The organism is Streptomyces sp. NPDC048436 (assembly GCF_043200355.1).
Classification (GTDB): Bacteria; Actinomycetota; Actinomycetes; order Streptomycetales; family Streptomycetaceae; genus Streptomyces.
On the sequence record NZ_JBICXP010000002.1, the window covers coordinates 174983 to 195559 of the forward strand.

Sequence of the window (20577 nt, forward strand, 5' to 3'; positions counted from 1 at the left end):
GGTGAGCCGCGCGGCCCTGTTGGCCACCGGCTGGCCCATCGTAGTCACGCCCTTGACGGACCGGCTCGCCCCCTCACGATCGCGTACGACGTATGGACGCACAGTGACCCGAGTGGAAAGCTCGAAAGCACCGCGGGCGTCGCCGGGAGCCGACCCGCACGCGGCCCCGCGTGTCCGCGAGCAGCCAGCATCCCCGAGGGGGCTCTGCCTCCTCACCAGGTACGTGACCGGGAGGCCAAGGCAATGGGCGACAAGGCGAACGCACACCCCGGAGCCGCCGGCAGGGCAGCGACGGCCGACCACCCCGCGTCCGTACGGAATGTGGTGCTGGTCGGCCACAGCGGATCGGGCAAGACGACCCTCGTGGAGGCCCTCGCGCTGACCGCGGGGGCGGTGAACCGGGCGGGCCGCGTGGAGGACGGCACGGCCGTCTCCGACTACGACGACATAGAGCACCGGCAACGACGTTCCGTACAGCTGTCCCTGGTCCCCGTCGAGTGGGACGGCTTCAAGATCAATCTCCTGGACACCCCCGGGTACGCCGATTTCGTCGGCGAGTTGAGGGCCGGTCTGCGCGCGGCGGACGCGGCCCTTTTCGTCGTATCGGCGGCCGAGGGCACCGAAGGCATCACCGGGGCGACCCGCATGGTGTGGGAGGAGTGCGCGGCGGTCGGCATGCCGCGGGCCATCGTGGTGACCCATCTGGAGGCGGCCCGCGCCGACTTCACCGGGATGACGCGCAGGTGCGCCGAGGCCTTCGGGGCCGACGACCCGGACGCCGTACTGCCGCTGTATCTGCCGCTGCACGGCGCTCAGGGGCCGGACGGACACGCTCCGGTGACCGGCCTGATCGGGCTGCTCTCGCAGCGGGTCTTCGACTACGCGTCCGGCGAGCGCAAGGAGTCGGAGCCGGGCGATGACCAGCTGCCCCTCATCGAGGAGGCGCGCAACAAACTGATCGAGGGGATCATCGCCGAGAGTGAGGACGAGTCCCTCATGGACCGCTATCTCGGCGGCGAGGACGTCGACTTCAAGACCCTCGTGGGCGACCTGGAACGGGCCGTGGCGCGCGGCGTCTTCTACCCCGTCCTCGCGGCGGCTCCAGCGGCCGAGGGGGCCCGGCAGGGCATCGGCACGGTCGAGCTCCTGGAACTGATCACGGGCGGTTTCCCCACTCCCCTTGAGCACCCGGCGCCGGCTGTCACCACACCGGGCGGCAAGGCGCGGCCCGCGCTCACCTGTGATCCCGAAGGGCCACTGGTCGCCGAGGTGGTGAAGACCGCTTCCGACCCCTACGTAGGGCGCGTCTCCCTCGTACGCGTCTTCTCCGGCACCCTGCGCCCCGACGAGACCGTGCACGTCTCGGGGCACGGTCTGGCCGACCGCGGCCATGCGGACCACGACGTCGACGAGCGCGTCGGAGCGCTCTCCTCCCCCTTCGGCAAGCAGCAGCGCACGCTCACCAGCTGTGTCGCGGGCGATCTTGCCTGCGTGGCCAAGCTGAACCGCGCCGAGACCGGCGACACCCTTTCGGCCAAGGACGACCCGTTCCTCATGGAGCCCTGGGACATGCCCGACCCGCTGCTGCCGCTCGCCATCCAGGCGCACAGCAAGGCGGACGAGGACAAGCTCTCCATGGGTCTTTCCCGGCTGGTCGCCGAGGACCCGACGATGCGCCTCGAGCAGAACCAGGACACCCACCAGGTGGTCCTGTGGTGCCTGGGCGAGGCCCATGCCGACGTGGCCCTGGAGCGGCTGCGCAGCCGCTACGGCGTGCAGGTCGACGTGGTGGCCCACAAGGTCTCCCTTCGGGAGACGTTCGCGGGCAGGTCCGGGGGCCGCGGCCGTCATGTGAAGCAGTCCGGCGGACACGGGCAGTACGCGATCTGCGAGATCGAGGTCGAGCCACTGCCGGGCGGCAGCGGCATCGAGTTCGTGGACAAGGTCGTGGGCGGCGCCGTGCCCCGGCAGTTCATCCCGTCCGTCGAGAAAGGCGTGCGCGCGCAGGCCAGGCGAGGCGTGGCCGCCGGTTACCCCCTCATCGACGTACGCATCACGCTGCTCGACGGCAAGGCGCACTCGGTGGACTCCTCCGACGCCGCGTTCCAGACGGCGGGCGCGCTCGCCCTGCGGGAAGCCGCGGCCGACGCCAGGATCCACCTCCTGGAGCCCGTCGCCGAGGTGCGGGTGCTGGTCGGCGACGACCACGTGGGCGCGGTGATGAGCGACTTCTCGGGGCGCAGGGGCCGGGTGGTCGGCACCGAGCAGGCGCCGGGCGGGCGCACCCTCGTACGGGCCGAGGTCCCCGAGATCGAGATCGGGCGCTACGCCGTGGACCTGAGGTCACTCTCGCAGGGCACCGCCCGTTTCAGCCGCACCTACGCACGCCACGAACCCATGCCGCCCCAGCTCTCCGAGAGGATCCGTGAACAGGCGCAGGACGTCTCCTAGTTGACGGTGGCCGGCCGCCCCCTGCCGGAAGTCGGTGCGTCCCGATACGCTGATGACCTGATCAACAGGTGTGCCAGGTACGGAAGTCGGGAAGAGCCGCAGCAGCGACGGATTTGCGGCGATGGGGGCGGCAGTGGCGGACGACGTATTCGACTTCAGGCCCGGGGCCCAGGTCCCGCTGTCGGGAGCCGCCGGCCAGACAGCGGCGACGCACGCCCTCGCGTCGGCCGCGTACCGGGACGACCAGGCCGCGAAGATCCTCGATGCCAACACCGAATGGCACAAGTCCGAGGTGCAGGACGGCCTGTTCTCGCTCTTCGCGCCGAATCTGGGCGAGGCGTTCGCGCGGGCCGTGCAGGTGCGGATGCTCGGCGGCGCCCGCAAGCCGCTCATCCAGTCCTTCGGCATGGAACCGCAGTCGATCGTCGAGCACTGCCTCGCGGCGAACAACATCCGCAAGGACCGCGACCGCTGGCTCACCCTCGTGATGGTGGTGTGCGGGGTGCTCTTCCTGCCCGGGCTCCTGGTCTGGCTGCTGATCTTCACGGTCAAGCAGGCGGTGGTGAAGCGCGACGACAAGCGCGCGAGCGCGATCGCCACGGCCGTCCTGGTCGCCCTGGGTGTGCTCGCCGTGCTCTTCCTGATCAAGCTGCCGATCGGCGGCCTCCTCGGCTGGTACATACGCGCGGCGGTCGTGGTCCCCGTGGCGGGCTGGTTCTGGGCCAAGCAGATCGCCGAGCGCACCGCGTGGAACCTGCGCGAGCGCTGGTCGAGCCTGCTCTCCGGCGGCGGCATCGGCGCCAAGATCCCCGAGGCGGTGCCCGGCAGCCCGGGCGAGACGGCCGCCGAGCGGCTGCGCCAGGGCCTTGCCCGTCTCTCGGCCGAGCAGCAGAGCAACTCGGTCTTCTACGCGGGGCCCAAGGGAATACTGGGCATGGGCACGCGCTGGGGCAGCTGGCAGCTCGCCGAGGAGCTGGTCTCCGCCAAGGAAGGCACGGAGATCCATCCGTTCCGCAGCTGGGACATCATCCGGGCGGTCCACGACCAGCTGCGCCTCCTCGAGCGTGGCCCGCTGCACACGGGTGGCTTCCCGACCCCGTCGATAAAGCACTGGATCGTCTCCCCCATCGGGGAGAACGCGAAGGCGGTCGCCCGCCCCAGCGGCACGGACGTCGAGGCGTTCCAGGTCCGGGGGCACGAGATACAGCGGATCTGCAACGAGCAGCAGTTCGGCAGCGGCGACCGGCACTATCTGGGCGTCCAGTTCACGCTCTGGGACGGCCAATTGGTCATCACGATGCTGATCACGGTGACGGTCCTGCACGAGACGCTGCGCATCGAGGTGACCGGCCACGCGCTCGGCCCGGTCCACTCCCTGTTCACCAGCAAGCCCGACCCCAAGGTGAAGAAGGTCGCCAAGCCCATCAAGTTCTGGGAGACCATGGAGCGCAAGCTGCCGCTGGTCGACGCCGACGAGGTCGTGCGCCTCGCGGTGCGCGCGCCCTTCACGTGGTATCCGCCGCTCCTGGACTACCTCGGCGGCAAGCTGGTCCTGCCCGAGCCCTTCGGCCTGCGGCACGCCTGGGCGGACAAGCCGTGGCGGCATCGTTTCATGGCCGACGACGCGCTGCGCGCGGCCACGCCGGTGCTCCGCGTGGTGCACTCGGCGGCCATCAGGGTCCTTGAGGAGAACGGCGTCGACACGGAGAAGTTCGGTACGCGCTCCGGCTTCCTCAGCGGCGCGGTCCAGGACCCGATGCCGAGGAAGGCGGACGTGTACGACGCGTGAGCGGCGTCAGAGCGCGGTGGGCCAGGCGTCGGCCAGCATCGTGCGGGTGTCCGCGAGGAGCTGCGGCAGGATCTTCGTGTGCCCGACGACCGGCATGAAGTTCGTGTCGCCGCCCCAGCGGGGCACGACGTGCTGGTGCAGATGCGCGGCGATGCCTGCGCCCGCGACCGTGCCCTGGTTCATGCCGATGTTGAAGCCGTGCGCGCCGGACGCGGTGCGCAGCGCCGTCATGGCCTGCTTGGTGAGCTCGCCGAGCTCGGCCGTCTCCGGGCCGGTCAGCTCCGTGTAGTCGGCGACGTGGCGGTAGGGCACGACCATCAAGTGGCCGCCGTTGTACGGGTAGAGGTTGAGCACCGCGTACACCTGCTCGCCCCGGGCGATGACCAGGCCGTCCTCGTCGGATTTGGCCGGGATGGAGCAGAAGGGACAGCCGTCGTCGGCCCCCGGACCGCTCGGCTTGTTCTCGCCCTGGATGTACGCCATCCGGTGGGGCGTCCACAGGCGCTGGAACGCGTCCTGCGTCCCCACTCCGATCTGCTGCTCCGGCTCACTCGTCATGCTGTGCAGCATATGACTTCGCCCGTTCGAAGCGTGTCGGCGGGGCAGCCGCCGGGCGCTCCGCGGGGAAGCTGGGCCGATGACCGATGACAGCCGTCAGGCCCGCTGGGAGAACCGCACGCAGGCGCCGCTGGCCGTGGCCTCGATGCTCTTCCTGGCCGCGTACGCGGTGCGGGTCCTGGCCTCCGGACTGCCCCCGGCGGGGCGCACCGCCTGCCTCGCGGTGATCTTCGCGGCCTGGGCGGTGTTCGCCGTGGACTACGCGGTGCGCTGGCGGCTCAGCGGGCAGGGCCCGCGCTTCGTACGCACCCACTGGCTGGACACCCTGGTCCTCGTCCTGCCCCTGCTGCGGCCGCTGCGCATCGTGCACATCTATGGCGCCGTCCAGCACAGGCGCGGAAAGCCGCGCCTGGCCCTGCACGCGCGCGTGGTCACGTACGCCGGTCTGTCGGCGCTGCTCCTCGGCTTCGCCGGGGCGCTCGCCGTCTACCAGCATGAGCACGCGGCGCGGGGCGCCACGATCCGCACGTTCGGGGACGCGGTGTGGTGGACGTCGGCCACGCTCGCGACGGTGGGCTACGGCGACGTCACGCCCGTGACGGCGATGGGGCGCCTGGTCGCGGTGGGTCTGATGGCCTGCGGTCTCGCCCTGCTCGGCGCGGTCACGGGGTCCTTCTCGTCATGGCTCCTCCAGGTGTTCGCACGGGAGGACGACGAGAGGCCCCCGGGACGCTGAACGTCCCGGGGGCCTGATCCTCGCATCGGCGGGGAGGGTCACACCTGCTGGCGGCTCTCCACCACGTCGAGCAGCTTGGCGAGCGCCTGGTCGCGCGGAATGCCGTTCTCCTGCGAGCCGTCGCGGTAGCGGAAGGAGATCGTGCCCGCGTTCATGTCGTCGTCACCGACGATGATCATGAACGGGACCTTCAGCTTCTGCTGCGTCCTGATCTTCTTCTGCATACGGTCCGAGGAGGCGTCCACCTCGACCCGCAGGCCCTTCTTCTTGGCCTCGGCCGCGAACTCCTGGAGGTAGGGAATGTGCGCGTCCCCCACGGGGATGCCCACCGCCTGCACCGGGGCCAGCCACGGCGGCATCGCGCCCGCGTAGTGCTCCAGGAGCACCGCGAAGAACCGCTCGATCGACCCGAAGAGCGCGCGGTGGATCATCACCGGACGCTGCTTGGTGCCGTCCGGCGAGGTGTACTCCAGGTTGAAGCGCTCCGGCAGGTTGAAGTCCAGCTGCACGGTCGACATCTGCCAGGTGCGGCCGATGGCGTCCTTGCACTGCACGGAGATCTTCGGGCCGTAGAAGGCGGCGCCGCCCGGGTCGGGAACCAGCGGCAGGCCCTGCTTCTCGGCGACCTTGCGCAGCGTCTCGGTGGCCTCTTCCCAGACCTCGTCCGAGCCGACGAACTTCTCCGGGTCCTTGGTGGAGAGCTCCAGGTAGAAGTCGGTCAGGCCGTAGTCGCGCAGCAGGTTCAGGACGAAGGTGAGCGTCGTGTCGAGCTCGTCCGCCATCTGCTCCTTGGTGCAGTAGATGTGCGCGTCGTCCTGGGTGAAGCCGCGGGCACGGGTCAGGCCGTGCACGACGCCCGACTTCTCGTAGCGATACACGGTGCCGAACTCGAAGAGGCGCAGCGGCAGTTCACGGTACGAACGCCCGCGCGCGTCGAAGATCAGGTTGTGCATCGGGCAGTTCATGGGCTTGAGGTAGTAGTCCACGCCCTCGTCGAGCTGCATGGGCGGGTACATGCCGTCGGCGTACCAGTCCAGGTGGCCCGAGGTCTCGAAGAGCTTCCCCTTGGTGGCGTGCGGGGTGTAGACGAACTCGTACCCCTCCTCCTCGTGACGGCGCCGCGAGTAGTCCTCCATGACCCGGCGGATGATGCCGCCCTTGGGGTGGAAGACCGCGAGGCCCGAACCGATCTGCTCCGGGATGGAGAACAGGTCCAGCTCGCTGCCGAGCTTGCGGTGGTCGCGCTTCTCGGCCTCGGCGAGGAACTCCAGGTGGGCCTTGAGCTCGTCCTTGGTGGGCCAGGCGGTGCCGTAGATGCGCTGGAGCATCGGGTTCTTCTCGCTGCCGCGCCAGTACGCGGCGGCGTTGCGCATCAGCTTGAACGCCGGGATGTTGCGGGTGGTGGGCAGGTGGGGACCGCGGCAGAGGTCCTTCCAGCACAGGTCGCCGGTCTTCGGGTCGAGGTTGTCGTAGATGGTCAGCTCGCCGCCGCCCACCTCGACGTCCGCGCCGTCGTCACTGGACGCGGAGCCCTTGATGCCGATGAGCTCCAGCTTGTACGGCTCGTTCGAGAGCTCCTCGCGGGCGGCCTCATCGGTGACGACGCGGCGCGAGAAGCGCTGGCCGCGCTTCTGGATCTCCTGCATCTTCTTCTCGATGGCCTTGAGGTCCTCGGGCGTGAAGGGCTTCTCGACGTCGAAGTCGTAGTAGAAGCCGTTCTGTACCGGCGGGCCGATGCCGAGCTTGGCGTCGGGGAAGAGCTCCTGCACGGCCTGCGCCATCACGTGCGCGGTGGAGTGGCGCAGGATGTTCAGGCCGTCCTCGGAGGAGATCTCGACCGGCTCGACCTCCTCGCCGTCCTGTACGGCGTACGCGAGGTCCTTCAGCTCGCCTGCCACGCGGGCGGCGACGATGGTGCGCTCACCGGCGAAGAGTTCGGCGGCCGTAGTGCCCGTCGTCACCACGCGTTCTTCCCGCTCGGAATCGCGTTGGATGATCACACGGACGTCTGACACCGGTCTTCTCCTACCTGAAGGGGTCGCGGCAGATCTGCCCTGCGCGCGAAACGAATCGTACCGAGCCGGGGGCACCCATCGCGAAACGGTTATCCCCGGGGCCTCGGCCGCGCCCCACTCAGTCGCCGCTGCACGCCTCCCCGAAGAAGTCGAGATGCTCCTGGAGCGACTTCATCAGGCGGTCCTTCTCCGCGTCGTCCACCTGCACGGGCACCACCCCGCAGGCGCCGGTGAGCCGCCGGAACCCGCCCCGGCTCTCGAGCCGCCCGTGCACCCGGATCGGCAGCCCCACCAGGTGGGCATGGCCCGCGATGCGGTAGGACTCCTCGTCGAGCGTCATGCGTACGTGGGCGACGTCCGCCCCCGCGAGCACCCGGACCCGCACCGTGCCCTCACCCCGCGGCCCCGACCGCCGCATCCGCACCACGGCCCCCGTGATCCGCACCGGCATCGCAGGCTCGTCCCGCAGGTAACGGGCGCCCGCCTCCCGGAGCACCTGCAAGTCACCGGGAGAGAACTCGACGGGCTCGGCGTCGACGGCGCACCCCTCGGGGACCCCGGCCGCGGGCGCCCACTCCACGGCGATCCGTGCCCCTTCGGTGCCCCGCACCAGGGCCACGACGGCCTCCGTCAGCTCATGGCTGACGCCCGCCTCGACGGCGCCGTCGAAGGCGTCCATGCCTCCGGTGGCGCGCTGGTAGTCGACGGCTTCACGGACCGCGTACAGCGCCTGGTGCAGCCGCACCGCGAGGAGCCGCCCGGTCAGGACGGGCACGAACGCGGTGAGCCTGCGCCCGCCGGGAGCGGGCCCGACCAGGACGTTCTCCAGGGACGCGGCGGCGGGCCCGCGGTGCCGCGCGCCGTAGTACCCGGCACGGCCGCGCGCCGCTAGGGCCCCCGCGAGCAGCATCTGCCGTGCCGCCGACCGCAGTTGCTCCTCCGCTGTCCAGGTCGCCGTGCCCGCGGGGCCCGCCGGGACGTCACGGCACCAGCGGATCTCGTCGCTGGGCACGGTGAGCCCGACAAGCACGTCACGGGCGGACGGCGACGCGCTGCGCGACAGGGCGATGAGCGCCTCGCCGAGCAGGTCCTCGCAGTCGGGGAAGGCCCTGCTCTCCGGCACCAGCAGGCTCGTGGCGCCCGCTCCGGGCCCCGGCGGGGTCCAGCGGGCATAGCGGCCCGCCGCTCCCCCGCGCCGGTGCCAGCCGTGCCGGTGCAGCAGCGCGCCGAGCACGGCGGGGTCGACCTGCGCGGGATCGGGAGGGCCGAGGGAGCCCAGCGGACCGGGCTGATCGTGCCAGGAGCCCGCGGCCTCAACAGGGTGCGGGCGAACGGAACGTAGGGGTTCGTCGATCGGGCGGTGCATCAGGGTCTCCCTCCCGTCCCGACCCGCGTCATGATCTCGCAGAGGGCCTTGTCGTCGAAGATCCGCGAGGTCGGGACGCGCACGGTGGTCCTGCGCCGGCCGGTCACCTGGTGTCCGGCGAGGTTGGTCCAGTAGCAGCAGTGCCGCAGGTCGAGCCGGTCATGGCCCGCGCGCAGCCAGTCGTCCTGCGACCGGGGCACGAGCATCACGACCAGGATCTTGTGCACCGCGACCGGGGTGCGGGCGAGCTTCTCCAGGTGCGGGTTGTCGAGCGTGAAGGAGAAGGCGGCGCCCGGGGGGTTCGGCGGTATCTGGTAGGTGCACTTGAGCTGCACCTTGATGGTGACTTCGTCGTCGACCGTGTGCCCGGGGGCGCTGTGGCTGACGTGCCAGTCGATGCCGTTGTCCGGAAAGGGCTGCGAGAGCGAACACCCCGCCGCGGCGGCGACGGCGTGCAGATAACCCACCTGAAGGGTCTCCATACAGGCGGTGGTGGCGAGTGTGCCGCGCGGCGGTGCGATCCGCTCGGGCAGCAGCCCACCCTGTTCGGGCTGCGCGAGCGCCATGTCCAACGTGCCTTCCGAACCAGTGAATACCCGCTTCGGGCCGGTCAACTTCCAGACCCCGTACCTCTGTTGTCTCCGGGCCGCGTACAGCGCAAACGGCCCGGGTATCACCAGCAAGGGCGGGGAGGCAAGCCATCTGCCGGACATGAACGAGGAGTTGCGTCGCCATGACGTGCTGGTACGAGGGGCCCTTGGCCGCATTCGACACCGAGACCACAGGAGTTGACGTCGAGACCGACCGCATAGTGTCGGCCGCCGTCGTCGTCCAGCAAGGAGCGGGCACCCGCCCGCGTATCACCCGCTGGCTGGTGAACCCGGGCGTTCCGGTGCCCGAGAGCGCCACCGCGATCCACGGACTGACGGAGGAACATCTGCAGCGCAACGGCCGCTGGCCCGCGCCGGTGATGGAGGAGATAGCGAGGGAACTCGCGGAACAGGGGGCGGCGGGCCGCCCCATCGTGGTGATGAACGCGCCCTTCGACCTGACGATCCTGGACCGGGAGTTGCGCAGGCACCGCGCGTCCTCGCTCGGCCACTACATGGCGGGCGCACCGCTGTGCGTCCTGGACCCGCGGGTCCTGGACAAGCAGCTCGACCGCTACCGCAAGGGCCGCCGCACGCTGAGCGATCTGTGCGCGCACTACGCGGTGGAGCTCGACGAGGCGCACGACGCGGCGGCCGACGCGCAGGCCGCGCTGGATGTCGTACGAGCGGTGGGGCAGCGGTTCGCGTCCCGGCTCGAACGGCTCTCGCCGCCCGAGCTGCACGCGCTGCAGGCGGTGTGGCACGCGGCACAGGCACGCGGTCTGCAGGCGTGGTTCGCGCGCAGCGGTACGCCGGAGGCCGTGGATCCCGCGTGGCCGCTGCGTCCCGAACTCCCGGCGGCCGCCTGACGATTACGACCTGACGATCGCCGCCTGCGGCGCATGCGGGCATGAAAAAACCGGTCCGTCGGTGACGGACCGGCATTCTCCGGGTGGGCGATACTGGGTTCGAACCAGTGACCTCTTCGGTGTGAACGAAGCGCTCTCCCACTGAGCTAATCGCCCGGGAACGGACTGAACAATACAGGTCCCCGCGGGTTTCCTTCAAACCGCTTCCGCGAGAGCGGTCAGCGCTGCCCGAGCTCCTTCCTGAGGTGCGCCTTCAGGCCTCGCTCGCCCGCGCGCATCATCAGCGCGTGGTTGAGGAGGAAGACGGGTCGCCCGGGGACGGCGAGGCGTCGCATCAGCGGTTTGCGCACCACCACTTCCTGCTCGTAGCGCGCCCGCGTGCCGCCCGGCACCGCCGTGACGGTCCAGCGTGCCCAGCCGTCCAGGTCCCCGGTCATCGCGATCTCCAGGATCCCGGCCGCCGGGTCGCGGCGCCGCTCCTCGGCGGTGACGAACAGGTCGTACGGCAGCAGGGAGCGGAAGCGCGCGGTGCCGGTGCGTTCGTCGATCGACACCACCTCGCGCACCTGGGGCCACCAGGCCGGATAGTCCTCGGCCCGTTCGAGGACCGCGTACACGTCGGCGGGCGGCGCGGGCAGGTTCCAGACGCTGCGGAAGCGGTAGTGGCTCCAGTCCATAGGCAGAGTCTGCCCGTACGGGGCCCGATCTGAGTACGTCCTGAGTATCCGCACCGATGCCTGTCGCAGTGTCCTGGACCACACTCCAGCGGCATGACGAACATTCCGCCCCCGGCCGAGGAGCTGCGGATCCTCGACCTGGAGCTGCTCCACCTCGACGCGCGCAGGGCGCAGTTGCTGCACCGCCGCACCTGGCTGCTGGCCGCCCTGCGGGCGACGGCCGCCCCCGTGCCCGCTCCCGCGCGGCCGGTCCGCGCACCCGACGCCACACCGCCGAACGTGCAGAACGTGCTGCTCACGCTGGGCGGCATCCTTCTGGCCGTCGCGGCGATCGCGTTCACGCTGGTGAGCTGGGGCCACCTGGGCATCGGCGGCCGTAGCGCGGTCCTCGCGGCCGTGACACTGACGGCGCTCGGTGTGCCCTCCGTGCTGCTGCGCCGGAAGCTGCGCTCGACGGCGGAGACGGTGGCCGCGCTCGGTCTCATCCTGACCGTCCTTGACGCGTACGCCCTCCATGTCGTCGCCCTGCCACAGGCGGAGCCCCTCGGCTACGCGGCGGCCGCGTCCGCCGTGCTCGCGGCGCTGTGGACGGCGTACGGCCTGCTCTTCCGGGAGCTGCGGCTTCCTGTGCCGTCGGCCGTGGTGGCCGCTCAACTCCCCTTTTTCCTCTGGGCACGGGCCGCGGAGGCGGGCGACCACACGACGACTGCGGCGCTCCTCGCGACGGCGGCGTTCGACGTCGCCGTGGCACTGCGGGCGAGCGACCGAGGCGTACGCGTGCTGGCGTCCGTCGGCGGCTGCGCCGCGGGCCTGTGGGGCGTGGCGGGCGCCGGGGTGCTCTCCTGGACCGCCACGGATCTCACCGGCGCGGTGCGGGCTTCGGCGCTCCTCGCGCTCGCCGCGTCGATCGCGCTGGTGGCGTCGTGGCTGATCACGCGACGGCCGCAGGCGACGAGCGCCGCGTTCGCTTCCGGCCTGCTCGTCGTGGCGGCGACCGGCGGCGTACTGCGCGAGGCGCTGCCCGCCGCATGGACGGTCCCCGCCTACCTGGCGTGCGCGGTCGCCCTATTGCCGGTCGTACGCAGCTCATTGCCACGCCCAGTGGTACGCGGACTCGCCGGCTCGGCCCTCCTGGTGCACACGCTGACGGCGCTGTGGACGCTGCCCGCGTTCGTCTCCGCGCTGCTGGGTCCCGCGAGTTGGGCAGGAAAGGCGTGGTCGGGCGCCCCGTCGGACGCGGGCGAGGCAGCCTTCACGGACGAACTACCGGTGCAGGACCCGGCAATGGCGTCGCTGGTGCTGGCCGTGGTCGCCGGTGTGCTGCTGGCGGGGGCCCGGATTGGGGCGGAACTGCGGCTTGACGCGGCGGGGGGAGGGGCGACGCGGCCTGACGGTCCCACCGCACAGGGAACAGCTACGCCTTCCGCCAGTTCCGCTCCGGACGCGCCGCGCCCCGGCACGTCTCCCCTGAACCCCGTCGCCGCCCGCTCCGGCGCCCTCGCCCTGGCCTGGGCCTCGCTGTTCATCCTGCCGGCCGCGCTCGAACTCCCTTACGCGGCCGGGGTTTCCGCTCACCTGGTACTGACCGCGGCCCTGCTCGGCGTCGCGACGCGCGCCGGGTCGGCGGTGCTCGCCCTGACCTCGCTGGGGCTCGCGGTCGCCTCATCGGCGAGCGTCTCCTTCCTCGCCCTGGCCACCACCTCCGCCACGCTCGGCACACTCGGCGTCCTGACGGCGCTGTTCCTCGTGGCCACGGTGCTAGCCGCCCGCCGCCAGGGGTCTGTTAGGGGCGTGGCGCCCGGCGCCGTCTGCGCGGCCCTCATGTACGTCACGGCGCTCGCCTGCGCCACGGGCGGCGCCTTGGACCTGCGGCTGGAGCACACGGGGCTGCTGACGCTCGCCGTACCGGCCGCTGCCGCCCTGGCGGCGGCCCGGCTCGGGGGGCGGCACCCGCTGACGCCACCGGTGGAGATCGCCGGGGCAGCGGCGGGCGGACTCGCGATCGTCCTCACCGCGGGGCACCCGCCGACCCTCGCCCTGGCCCTCACGCTCGGCGGAGTCATCGCCGCCGGCACCGCCCTCCGCACCGACCGCCGCCCCGCCGGATACGCGGCCGGGGCGCTGTTCCTCCTGGCGAGCTGGGTGCGCCTGGCCGCGTGGGGCGTCGAGACCCCGGAGGCGTACACGCTCCCGGCCACCCTCCCCGTCCTCCTGATCGGCGCCCTGCGGCGCCGCGGCGACCCCCAGGCGTCCTCCTGGACGGCCTACGGCCCCGGCCTCGCGGTGACCCTCCTGCCGAGCCTCGCGGCGGCCTGGAGCGACACGAACTGGCAGCGGCCTCTGCTCCTGGGCACCGCGGCCCTGCTGATCACCCTGGCGGGCGCCCGGCACCGACTGCAGGCGCCGTTGGCCATCGGCGGCGCGGTCCTCACCCTGGACGCACTGCACGAACTGGCGCCCTACGTCGTCCAGGTGGTCGACGCCCTGCCCCGCTGGCTGCCCCCCGCGCTCGCGGGACTGCTGCTCCTGGCCATCGGCGCGACGTACGAACAACGGCTGCGCGACGCACGCCGGGTCCGTGACGTTCTCGGCAGAATGCACTGATCCGCTTTTCCCGCGGCATCCGATTGCGGCCGGCTACATCCGACGGAACATCAATTCCCTTGCGCCGCAGGGAAAAGGAAGCGAATACGACTGCGGCCCGGAGGCTAAAAGCCTCCGGGCCGCAGTTCCGGGGTGGGCGATACTGGGTTCGAACCAGTGACCTCTTCGGTGTGAACGAAGCGCTCTCCCACTGAGCTAATCGCCCCGGGCGCACGGAGAACATTACCGCATGTCAGCGGGTGCCTCCGACCGCCTCGGAGTCACCCGAAGGTCACTCCTTGATCTTCCACGGCATCTCGAAGCCGAACTTCCAGACGTAGATCGCGACGAGCACGGCGATGATCACCAGGCCGATGGTCGTCAAGATGATGTTCCGGCGGCGCACCTTGGGGTCGAGCGCGCGCTGCGCCGCCTCGGTGACCTTCCGCTTCGTCCAGCGAAGCACCAGCTGGGCCCAGACGAACTCGGTCGCCCAGATCGCCATTCCACCGAAGATCACCAGCCAGCCCGGGCCGGGCAGCGGCAGCATGACGATGCCCGCGGCAACCACCGCGAGACCCACGATGAAGACGCCCACCTGCCAGCTGAGGTGCAGCGCCCTGCGGGCCTGGATGAAATCCGGCGCACGCGACCCAAGCGGCTGCTCGTCCTTGGTCGTACCGGTGACCGCTTCGGTGACCCCCGGCTCGTTACTCCCCGTATTCATACGGCCAAACCCTACCGGACGGAAACCGGTCACTGGAATGGCTGTACGGACTGAACAGACAACCCGCCGTACGAGCTACCTAAAGACACCCAAAACCCTCAGAGGGGTTTACAACGGCACCGTAGGTGGCATGTCGATTTCGCCGACGTGCGAATCCCCGAGCGCACACTGAGCGAAAGGCCCTGGCGCTTATGAACACCACGGTCAGCTGCGAGCTGCACCTGCGCCTCGTTGTGTCGAGCGAGTCCTCACTGCCTGTACCCGCAGGACTGCGGTATGACACGGCCGATCCCTATGCCGTGCACGCCACCTTCCACACCGGAGCCGAGGAAACCGTCGAGTGGGTGTTCGCCCGCGACCTCCTCGCCGAGGGCCTGCACCGGCCCACCGGTACCGGCGACGTCCGAGTCTGGCCGTCCCGGAGCCACGGTCAGGGAGTCGTCTGCATTGCCCTGAGTTCCCCCGAGGGTGAGGCTCTGCTCGAGGCCCCGGCGCGGGCACTGGAATCGTTCCTGAAGCGAACCGACGCGGCCGTGCCTCCCGGCACGGAGCACCGCCACTTCGATCTGGATACGGAGCTCTCGCACATCCTGGCCGAAAGCTAGCTCCAGGCCGCGCGAGAGCGCCCGGCGCCGTCCGACTCGGGGCGACGGCTCGGGCATGACAACCGCATAGGGCAACCACCGGCGCCGGGGGGGGGGGGGGGGCGCCCCGGCCCCCCCCCCGGGGGGGGGGGGGGGGGGCCCCCCCCCCCCCCGGCGCCGGTGCGTCGTGTCGGGAAGCCGCTAGCATCGGCCAGCATCGGCGGGCATCGGCCCGACCCCCCAGGCCAGGGAGCAAATCGTGCTGATCACCCACGACACCCGGTGCGCACTCGACGCCGTGGTCGATCTGGTGAACACCGCGCCGGACGAAGAGGGCGCCGGTGGCGGCGAGACGGAGGGGCTCGCGGATCTGGCGGCCCTGGGCGAGTTCGTACGAAGCCACGACATAAGTGACGTCGGGGTGCTCTCGGAGCGTGACCTCGCCGGAGTGCGGCACATCCGGAGCCGGTTCTACGAGGTCTTCGCGTCCCCCGAGCCACCGGCCGCCGCGGCGGTGATCAACGAACTGATCGCGGCGGCGGGCACCACCCCCCGGCTCACCGACCACGACGGCTACGACTGGCATGTGCACTACTTCGCGCCCGGCGCCTCCATCGCCGACCATCTCGCCGCCGACTGCGGGATGGCGCTGGCGTTCTTCGTGGTCGCCGGGGAGCAGGAGCGGCTGCGGCGCTGCGAGGCACCGGACTGCCGACGCGCCTTCGTCGATCTCTCCCGCAACCGCTCGCGCCGCTACTGCGACAGCCGCACCTGCGGAAACCGGCTGCACGTCGCCGCCTACCGCGCCCGGCGCAAGGAGGCGGCGGGCTGAGGGCCCGCCGCCTCAGCCGCCTATAGACGCAGCAGATCGTGCAACGAACCCATCAGGAGCAGGCAGCCGATCACCGCCAGGAAGATCATCAGGGGTGGCTGGGAGAGCGCGAAGAGGCAGCCTTGCGGCTCCTCGGTCGGCGCGGCTCGCTCGTCGGTCGGCGGGGCGGCATCGCCCGGTGCGGTGGTGTCCAGCATCTCGCCGCGATGATGACGCAGTCAGCGGACCACCGTTGACCAACACGCCAGAAAAGGGCGGGAGTTCGCTGAATCCCGTGACCGGAAAAGTCCAGCGCCCTGAGCGTTCCGTCCAGGGCTCACCAGCGCCTCACCTCGTCAGACTCGGCGGCACCGCCGTCCCCACGAACGAGGGAGCCGCTCATGCGCGTGGCACGCAGACGGTTGTTGACGACCGCGCTCGGCACCGCCGCGGTCACGATGGTCCCGGTGTCCACGGCGCCCGCCGCCCGGGCGACCACCTGGCACCGGACTCCCCACCGCGGCATCCACCCCGATGACCCCGCGGGCCGCGCACCGCTGGCCAATCCACGGCGCGGGTTCCGCTACGAGATGTCGCACAACGCCGCCGAGACGCTCGGCCTCCTGGAGCGCGAATACGGCCCCGGCGCGCACCTGACCCGGCTCTACTTCTACCTCAGGGACTTCGCGACCTCCACGATCCCGCAGAGCGCGCTCGACGCCCCGGAGAGACACCCGCCGTCAGATACCGTGCTTCTTCAGGATGGCCTCGATGTCACTGAAGTCCTCCTTGGGCGCGGCCGCCTGCTGTTTGGCCGCGGGCTGGGCGGCCGGGCGGGCGCCCGGGCCCAGGGAGGGCGCGGACGCCGCGGGGGCCACCGCTTCGCGCTGGGCGGCCTTCGCGGCCTTGCGCTCCTTGCGGGTGCCTCCGGAGCGGCGCTCGACGGCGCGGGTGATCATGAAGAGCAGCCAGGCGACCCCGAGGACGCCGAAGCCCGCCCACGCCTTCATGCTGAAGGCGGTGTCGGCGAGCCACCCGACGACGCCGGTCATCACCAGGCCGACGGGGACCAAGGAGTAGGCGGCAAGGCGCGTCGCGGCGAGGAAACGCTTGCGGTACGCCGTGATCGCGGCTATGCCGAGGCCGGCCGCGGATACGGCGGAACAGACGGTCTCGGCAATCATCCGGTCCTCCAGGCGTGCGGGCGTAGACAGTGACTCGGTCGTCCCTTCCATCCTGCACCGGGTGGGGGTCCACAAGCCACGCTCCGAGCGGACTTCAGGGACATATCAGGGTCAGCCCTCCTCCCCAGGTTCCGGTCGGCGTGCCCGCGGTCCCGGTTGGGCGGGCGAACGCGAGGCTGGAAGACTGGGCGCATGAGCGACTCTGCCCCCGACTCCCCCGACTCCCCCGACGCCCCCTTCGCAGCCTCCGTGCCCACCGGCCCCCTCGTCATCGACATCTGGTGCGAGCTGCAGTGCCCGGACTGCCGGACCGCCCTCGACGACGTACGCGCGCTGCGTGCCCGCTACGGCGACCGCGTCGACCTGCGCCTGCGGCACTTCCCCCTGGAGAAGCACAAGCACTCCTTCGCCGCCGCCCAGGCCGCCGAGGAGGCTCTTGAGCAGGGGCGGGGCTGGCCGTACGTCGAGGCCGTGCTCGGCAAGGTCGAGGAGCTGAACCGTCAGGGCGAACCCTTCCTGGTCGAGTCCGCCCGTGAACTGGGCTTGGACGCCGAGGAGTTCGACACCGCCCTCGTCGACGGCCGGCACATCCTGATCGTCGACGCCGACCAGGCCGAGGGCAAGGCGATCGGCGTCACTGGGACACCGACGTACGTCATCGCAGGCGAGCGCCTCGACGGCGGCAAGAGCCAGGACGGCCTGCGCGAGCGCGTCGAGGAACTGGTGGACCGCCTGCTGGCGACCCCCGGACAGCAAGACGCCCAAGACACCCAAGACGCCCAGGACGTCTAGAGCAGCTCCTTGTAGACGTAGTACGTGGTCGGTTCGTAGCCCAGCGACTCGTACAGGCGCAGCGCCGGGGTGTTGCCCGCGAAGACGTTGAGGCCGATGCGGTTCAGGGCCGCCTCGTGGGCCTGGGCCTCCGCCAGGAGCATCAGGGAACGCCCATGGCCGCGCCCTCGGTGCTCTTCGTCGACCTCGACGTCGAAGACGAACGCGTCGGCCTCGCGCAGCGCCACCCAGAGGGTGCCGACCTTCGCGCCCTCGTGGGTCAGCACGCTGAGGCGGGCGCCGGGGGTGGCGGGGCCCTGGGGCAGATGGTCGGCGTGGTCGGCCTCGGACTTGGCGCGCGCCTCCGCCTCGGGGACGCCGCGCTCGATCCACGTCTGGGCGTAGACCTCCTGCTCATGGGCCAGCCAGACCGCGTACTCGTCCTCGGTCATCGACCGCCCCTCGACGCCCGCGGGCAGCGCGCCGGGCCCTTCGGTCAGGGGCTTGGCCATCTGGCGGTTGCGCTCCACGTAGCCCAGGGACGTGGCGAGGCGGTGGGCCGCGGTGGCCTTGGCGGGGACCGTCACCTCGATCCGGTTGCAGCCCCAGCCGCGCACCACTTCCTCGGCGGCCAGCACGGCGACGGTGGCGCGACCGCGTCTGCGGTCGGGTTCCTTGACGCGCAGCCGCCTGATCTGGGCGACCTCGGGGCCGAACACGGCATGCGTGGCGAGTTCTATCCCGCCCACCGGACGGCTGTTCACACACACCTCGTAGGTGCGTGTCTTGGCGCCGTCAGCGCTCTTCTTGAGCGGCCCGGTCGGCCGCAGGGTCGTGGTCATCAGTGGTGTTCTACCCGCCCTGCGGCTCGTGCGTCATCAGGATTAGCAGCGGTTGGATTCCTGGCCCGATCGCTCACGGGTCGAGGTCGTCGCCCGCCCGCTCGCCGAAGATCCGCATCGCCTTTGCGGTCACCGAGCCGGGGGCGCCCGGCAGTTCGCGCCCGTCGATCCGGTGGACGGCCTGGACGTCACGGAGCGTCGAGGTCAGGAACACCTCTTCGGCCCGGTCCAGGACGTCGAGCGGCAGATCCGTCTCCCGCGCGCCCGTCCAGTCGACGGCCAACGCGCGCGTGATGCCCGCCAGGCACCCGGAGGCGACCGGCGGCGTGTGGATCTCGCCGTCGAGCACGACGAAGACGTTCGAGCCGGTGCCTTCGCACAGCCGCCCCACGGTGTTGGCGAACAGCGCCTCCGAAGCGCCCTGTTCGTGGGCGCGCGCAAGGGCGACGACGTTCTCCGCGTACGAGGTGGTCTTCAGGCCGGTCAGGGCGCCGCGTTCGTTACGGGTCCACGGCACCGTGATCACGGCGGTCGTGTCGGGGCGCCTCGGGGCCTCGCCGAGGGCGACCACCAGCGTCTGGCCCTGGTCACCACGGTCCGAGCCGAGCGGCGAGAGGCCTCCGGTGTACGTGATGCGCAGCCGCCCCAGAGGCATCGGGTTGGCGTCGATGACGGCGGCGCAGGCCGCGCGGACCTCGTCCTGGTCGGGCTCGGGCAGGCCGAGGCCGCGGGCCGAGCGGGCGAGCCGGTCCAGGTGCCGGGTCAGCGCGAAGGGCCGTCCCTCGACCGACTTCACCGTCTCGAAGATGCCGTCGCCCACGGTCAGACCGTGGTCGAACACGGAGACGCGGGCGGCATCGGGGTCCTGCAGCCCGCCATTGAGCCAGATCTTCACTAGAGGGTCCCTCCACTCACTTCGTACGCCCCCGACGCTACCGCCAGCAGCCGTTCCGCCTTCAGCTCGGTCTCCCGCCACTCCCCCTCGGGGTCCGAGCCCCAGGTGATGCCCGCCCCGGTGCCGAACCGCAGCGCGCCCGCCGCCCGGTCGATCCAGAAGGTGCGGATGCCGACGGCCAGTTCACCGGTGCCCCGGTCGGCGTCGACCCAGCCGATGCCGCCGCAGTACGGGCCGCGGGGCGCGGTCTCCAGGGCGTCGATGACGCGTAGGGCGCTGGACTTGGGGGCGCCGGTGACGGAACCGGGCGGGAAGGCCGCGGCGAGGAGTTCGGGCCACCCGGCGCCGGGGCGGAGCTCGCCGCGGACGGTGGAGACGAGATGGACGAGCCCGGGATGCTTCTCGACCACGCACAGGTCCGGGACGGAGACGGAGCCGGTCACGCATATCCGCCCGAGGTCGTTGCGGACGAGGTCCACGATCATGACGTTCTCGGCGTAGTCCTTCTCCAGGAGATCCGCCTCGGTGCGGCCGGTGCCCTTGATCGGCCCCGACTCCACGACCCGGCCCTCGCGGCGCAGGAACAGCTCGGGTGACGCCGTGGCTATCTCGACGCCGTGCTCCGGGAGACGGATCGTCCCAGCGTACGGAGCGGGGTTCCCGCGCGCGAGGAGCGCGGTCAGGGCGTCCACATCGGCGCCGTCGGAGACCGGCGCGGACAGCACGCGGCAGAGGTTCGCCTGGTAGACGTCACCGGCCGCGATGTGCGCGCGCACGCGCCGTACTCCCTCGGTGTACGCGGCGCGATCGAGCGACGACGTCCAGTCACCGGCGGCCGGCCCCCGCCACGCCCCCGGCACCGGAGCGGGCACCGGCTCCTCGCGTACGTCCTCGAAGCGGGCGCAGACCAGTTCGCCCTCGAAGCTCGCGGAGACCGCCCAGAAACCGCTGGAGTCCAGCGCGGAGGGATCGCTGGTCACGTCCCTGAGGCCGGTCGCGATCAGGCCGCCGAAGCGCGCCATGGGCAGGGGCGCCCCGGAGGGTGGCCGGGAGGACGTCTGAGGGGGGCTGTGCACGCTTGTGAGTCTATGACCGGTGTCCTGGTGCCACCCCGGGCCGGTGACAGCGC

The 20577-nt window shown here is 71.3% G+C and carries 20 protein-coding genes and 2 tRNA genes; 8 read left to right on the forward strand and 14 right to left on the reverse strand.

Features of this window, described 5'->3' with window-relative positions; translation table 11 throughout:
* Positions 1-243: 243 nt before the first annotated feature.
* Together ACGFX9_RS07330 and ACGFX9_RS07335 are read left to right on the forward strand one after the other, a co-directional pair.
* Positions 244-2451 (forward strand): elongation factor G-like protein EF-G2, encoded by a 2208-nt coding sequence (locus ACGFX9_RS07330; protein WP_393466201.1) that lies wholly within the window; start codon positions 244-246, stop codon positions 2449-2451.
* 121 nt (positions 2452-2572) lie between these two features.
* The gene (locus ACGFX9_RS07335) at positions 2573-4240 is read left to right on the forward strand and encodes a hypothetical protein (RefSeq protein WP_393466204.1); all 1668 of its coding nucleotides are present in this window, start codon (positions 2573-2575) and stop codon (positions 4238-4240) included.
* A 6-nt stretch (positions 4241-4246) separates the two neighbouring features.
* Here the strand turns inward: ACGFX9_RS07335 and ACGFX9_RS07340 are convergent, their stop codons facing one another.
* Positions 4247-4810: an HIT family protein gene (locus ACGFX9_RS07340; RefSeq protein WP_393466208.1), complete on the reverse strand. Its 564-nt coding sequence runs from the start codon at positions 4808-4810 to the stop codon at positions 4247-4249.
* Positions 4811-4877: 67 nt separating this feature from the next.
* Between ACGFX9_RS07340 and ACGFX9_RS07345 the strand changes: the two genes are divergently transcribed.
* Positions 4878-5534 (forward strand): potassium channel family protein, encoded by a 657-nt coding sequence (locus tag ACGFX9_RS07345; RefSeq protein ID WP_393466211.1) that lies wholly within the window; start codon positions 4878-4880, stop codon positions 5532-5534.
* A 38-nt stretch (positions 5535-5572) separates the two neighbouring features.
* Here ACGFX9_RS07345 and thrS read toward each other — a convergent pair whose 3' ends face one another.
* The 3 genes from thrS to ACGFX9_RS07360 form a co-directional block, all read right to left on the reverse strand.
* Entirely contained in the window at positions 5573-7549 is a 1977-nt protein-coding gene (gene thrS, locus ACGFX9_RS07350; protein WP_393466214.1) for a threonine--tRNA ligase, read from the reverse strand.
* A 118-nt stretch (positions 7550-7667) separates the two neighbouring features.
* Positions 7668-8918: a hypothetical protein gene (locus ACGFX9_RS07355; RefSeq protein WP_393468256.1), complete on the reverse strand. Its 1251-nt coding sequence runs from the start codon at positions 8916-8918 to the stop codon at positions 7668-7670.
* Entirely contained in the window at positions 8915-9481 is a 567-nt protein-coding gene (locus ACGFX9_RS07360; RefSeq protein ID WP_393466217.1) for a DUF4365 domain-containing protein, read from the reverse strand. Before ACGFX9_RS07360 ends, ACGFX9_RS07355 begins: the two co-directional genes overlap by 4 nt.
* A 167-nt stretch (positions 9482-9648) precedes the next feature.
* Here ACGFX9_RS07360 and ACGFX9_RS07365 point away from each other — a divergent pair, with 167 nt between their 5' ends.
* A complete protein-coding gene (locus ACGFX9_RS07365; RefSeq protein ID WP_393466220.1) occupies positions 9649-10374 on the forward strand; it encodes a 3'-5' exonuclease in 726 nt (241 codons plus the stop codon).
* An 84-nt stretch (positions 10375-10458) separates the two neighbouring features.
* On the opposite strand, the gene ACGFX9_RS07370 is transcribed toward ACGFX9_RS07365, so the two are convergent.
* Positions 10459-10530, reverse strand: a tRNA-Val gene (locus ACGFX9_RS07370).
* 62 nt (positions 10531-10592) lie between these two features.
* Positions 10593-11051, reverse strand: a complete 459-nt coding sequence (locus ACGFX9_RS07375) for an SRPBCC family protein (protein WP_393466223.1) — start codon at positions 11049-11051, stop codon at positions 10593-10595.
* A gap of 93 nt (positions 11052-11144) precedes the next feature.
* On the opposite strand from ACGFX9_RS07375, the gene ACGFX9_RS07380 reads away from it, so the two are divergent.
* Entirely contained in the window at positions 11145-13655 is a 2511-nt protein-coding gene (locus tag ACGFX9_RS07380; protein ID WP_393466226.1) for an SCO7613 C-terminal domain-containing membrane protein, read from the forward strand.
* A 133-nt stretch (positions 13656-13788) separates the two neighbouring features.
* Here ACGFX9_RS07380 and ACGFX9_RS07385 read toward each other — a convergent pair.
* Together ACGFX9_RS07385 and ACGFX9_RS07390 are read right to left on the reverse strand one after the other, a co-directional pair.
* Positions 13789-13860 (reverse strand) — tRNA-Val (locus ACGFX9_RS07385).
* A gap of 66 nt (positions 13861-13926) precedes the next feature.
* Positions 13927-14361: a TIGR02611 family protein gene (locus tag ACGFX9_RS07390; protein ID WP_393466229.1), complete on the reverse strand. Its 435-nt coding sequence runs from the start codon at positions 14359-14361 to the stop codon at positions 13927-13929.
* 191 nt (positions 14362-14552) lie between these two features.
* Between ACGFX9_RS07390 and ACGFX9_RS07395 the strand changes: the two genes are divergently transcribed.
* Together ACGFX9_RS07395 and ACGFX9_RS07400 are read left to right on the forward strand one after the other, a co-directional pair.
* The gene (locus ACGFX9_RS07395) at positions 14553-14966 is read left to right on the forward strand and encodes an SsgA family sporulation/cell division regulator (RefSeq protein WP_003959770.1); all 414 of its coding nucleotides are present in this window, start codon (positions 14553-14555) and stop codon (positions 14964-14966) included.
* Positions 14967-15204: 238 nt separating this feature from the next.
* Complete coding sequence (locus ACGFX9_RS07400; protein ID WP_393466232.1) at positions 15205-15777, forward strand: CGNR zinc finger domain-containing protein; 573 nt, start codon at positions 15205-15207, stop codon at positions 15775-15777.
* 20 nt (positions 15778-15797) lie between these two features.
* Here the strand turns inward: ACGFX9_RS07400 and ACGFX9_RS07405 are convergent, their stop codons facing one another.
* The 3 genes from ACGFX9_RS07405 to ACGFX9_RS07415 all read right to left on the reverse strand — a co-directional run bounded on the left by ACGFX9_RS07405 (position 15798) and on the right by ACGFX9_RS07415 (position 16940).
* On the reverse strand, positions 15798-15974 hold the full coding sequence (locus ACGFX9_RS07405) for a hypothetical protein (protein ID WP_393466234.1): 177 nt from the start codon (positions 15972-15974) through the stop codon (positions 15798-15800).
* 119 nt (positions 15975-16093) lie between these two features.
* Entirely contained in the window at positions 16094-16255 is a 162-nt protein-coding gene (locus ACGFX9_RS07410; RefSeq protein WP_393466237.1) for a hypothetical protein, read from the reverse strand.
* Between the two features lie 241 nt (positions 16256-16496).
* Positions 16497-16940: a hypothetical protein gene (locus tag ACGFX9_RS07415; RefSeq protein ID WP_393466240.1), complete on the reverse strand. Its 444-nt coding sequence runs from the start codon at positions 16938-16940 to the stop codon at positions 16497-16499.
* Between the two features lie 192 nt (positions 16941-17132).
* Between ACGFX9_RS07415 and ACGFX9_RS07420 the strand changes: the two genes are divergently transcribed.
* Entirely contained in the window at positions 17133-17732 is a 600-nt protein-coding gene (locus tag ACGFX9_RS07420) for a DsbA family protein (RefSeq protein WP_393466242.1), read from the forward strand.
* Here the strand turns inward: ACGFX9_RS07420 and ACGFX9_RS07425 are convergent.
* The 3 genes from ACGFX9_RS07425 to ACGFX9_RS07435 form a co-directional block, all read right to left on the reverse strand.
* Positions 17729-18553 carry a GNAT family N-acetyltransferase gene (locus ACGFX9_RS07425; protein WP_393466245.1) on the reverse strand — a complete coding sequence of 275 codons (825 nt, stop codon included), beginning with the start codon at positions 18551-18553 and terminating at the stop codon, positions 17729-17731. The genes ACGFX9_RS07420 and ACGFX9_RS07425 overlap by 4 nt on opposite strands.
* A 73-nt stretch (positions 18554-18626) precedes the next feature.
* The gene (locus tag ACGFX9_RS07430) at positions 18627-19448 is read right to left on the reverse strand and encodes an aminotransferase class IV (RefSeq protein WP_393466248.1); all 822 of its coding nucleotides are present in this window, start codon (positions 19446-19448) and stop codon (positions 18627-18629) included.
* Positions 19448-20470, reverse strand: a complete 1023-nt coding sequence (locus ACGFX9_RS07435; protein ID WP_393468259.1) for a chorismate-binding protein — start codon at positions 20468-20470, stop codon at positions 19448-19450. The genes ACGFX9_RS07430 and ACGFX9_RS07435 overlap by 1 nt, the downstream gene beginning before the upstream one ends.
* Positions 20471-20577 lie beyond the last annotated feature (107 nt).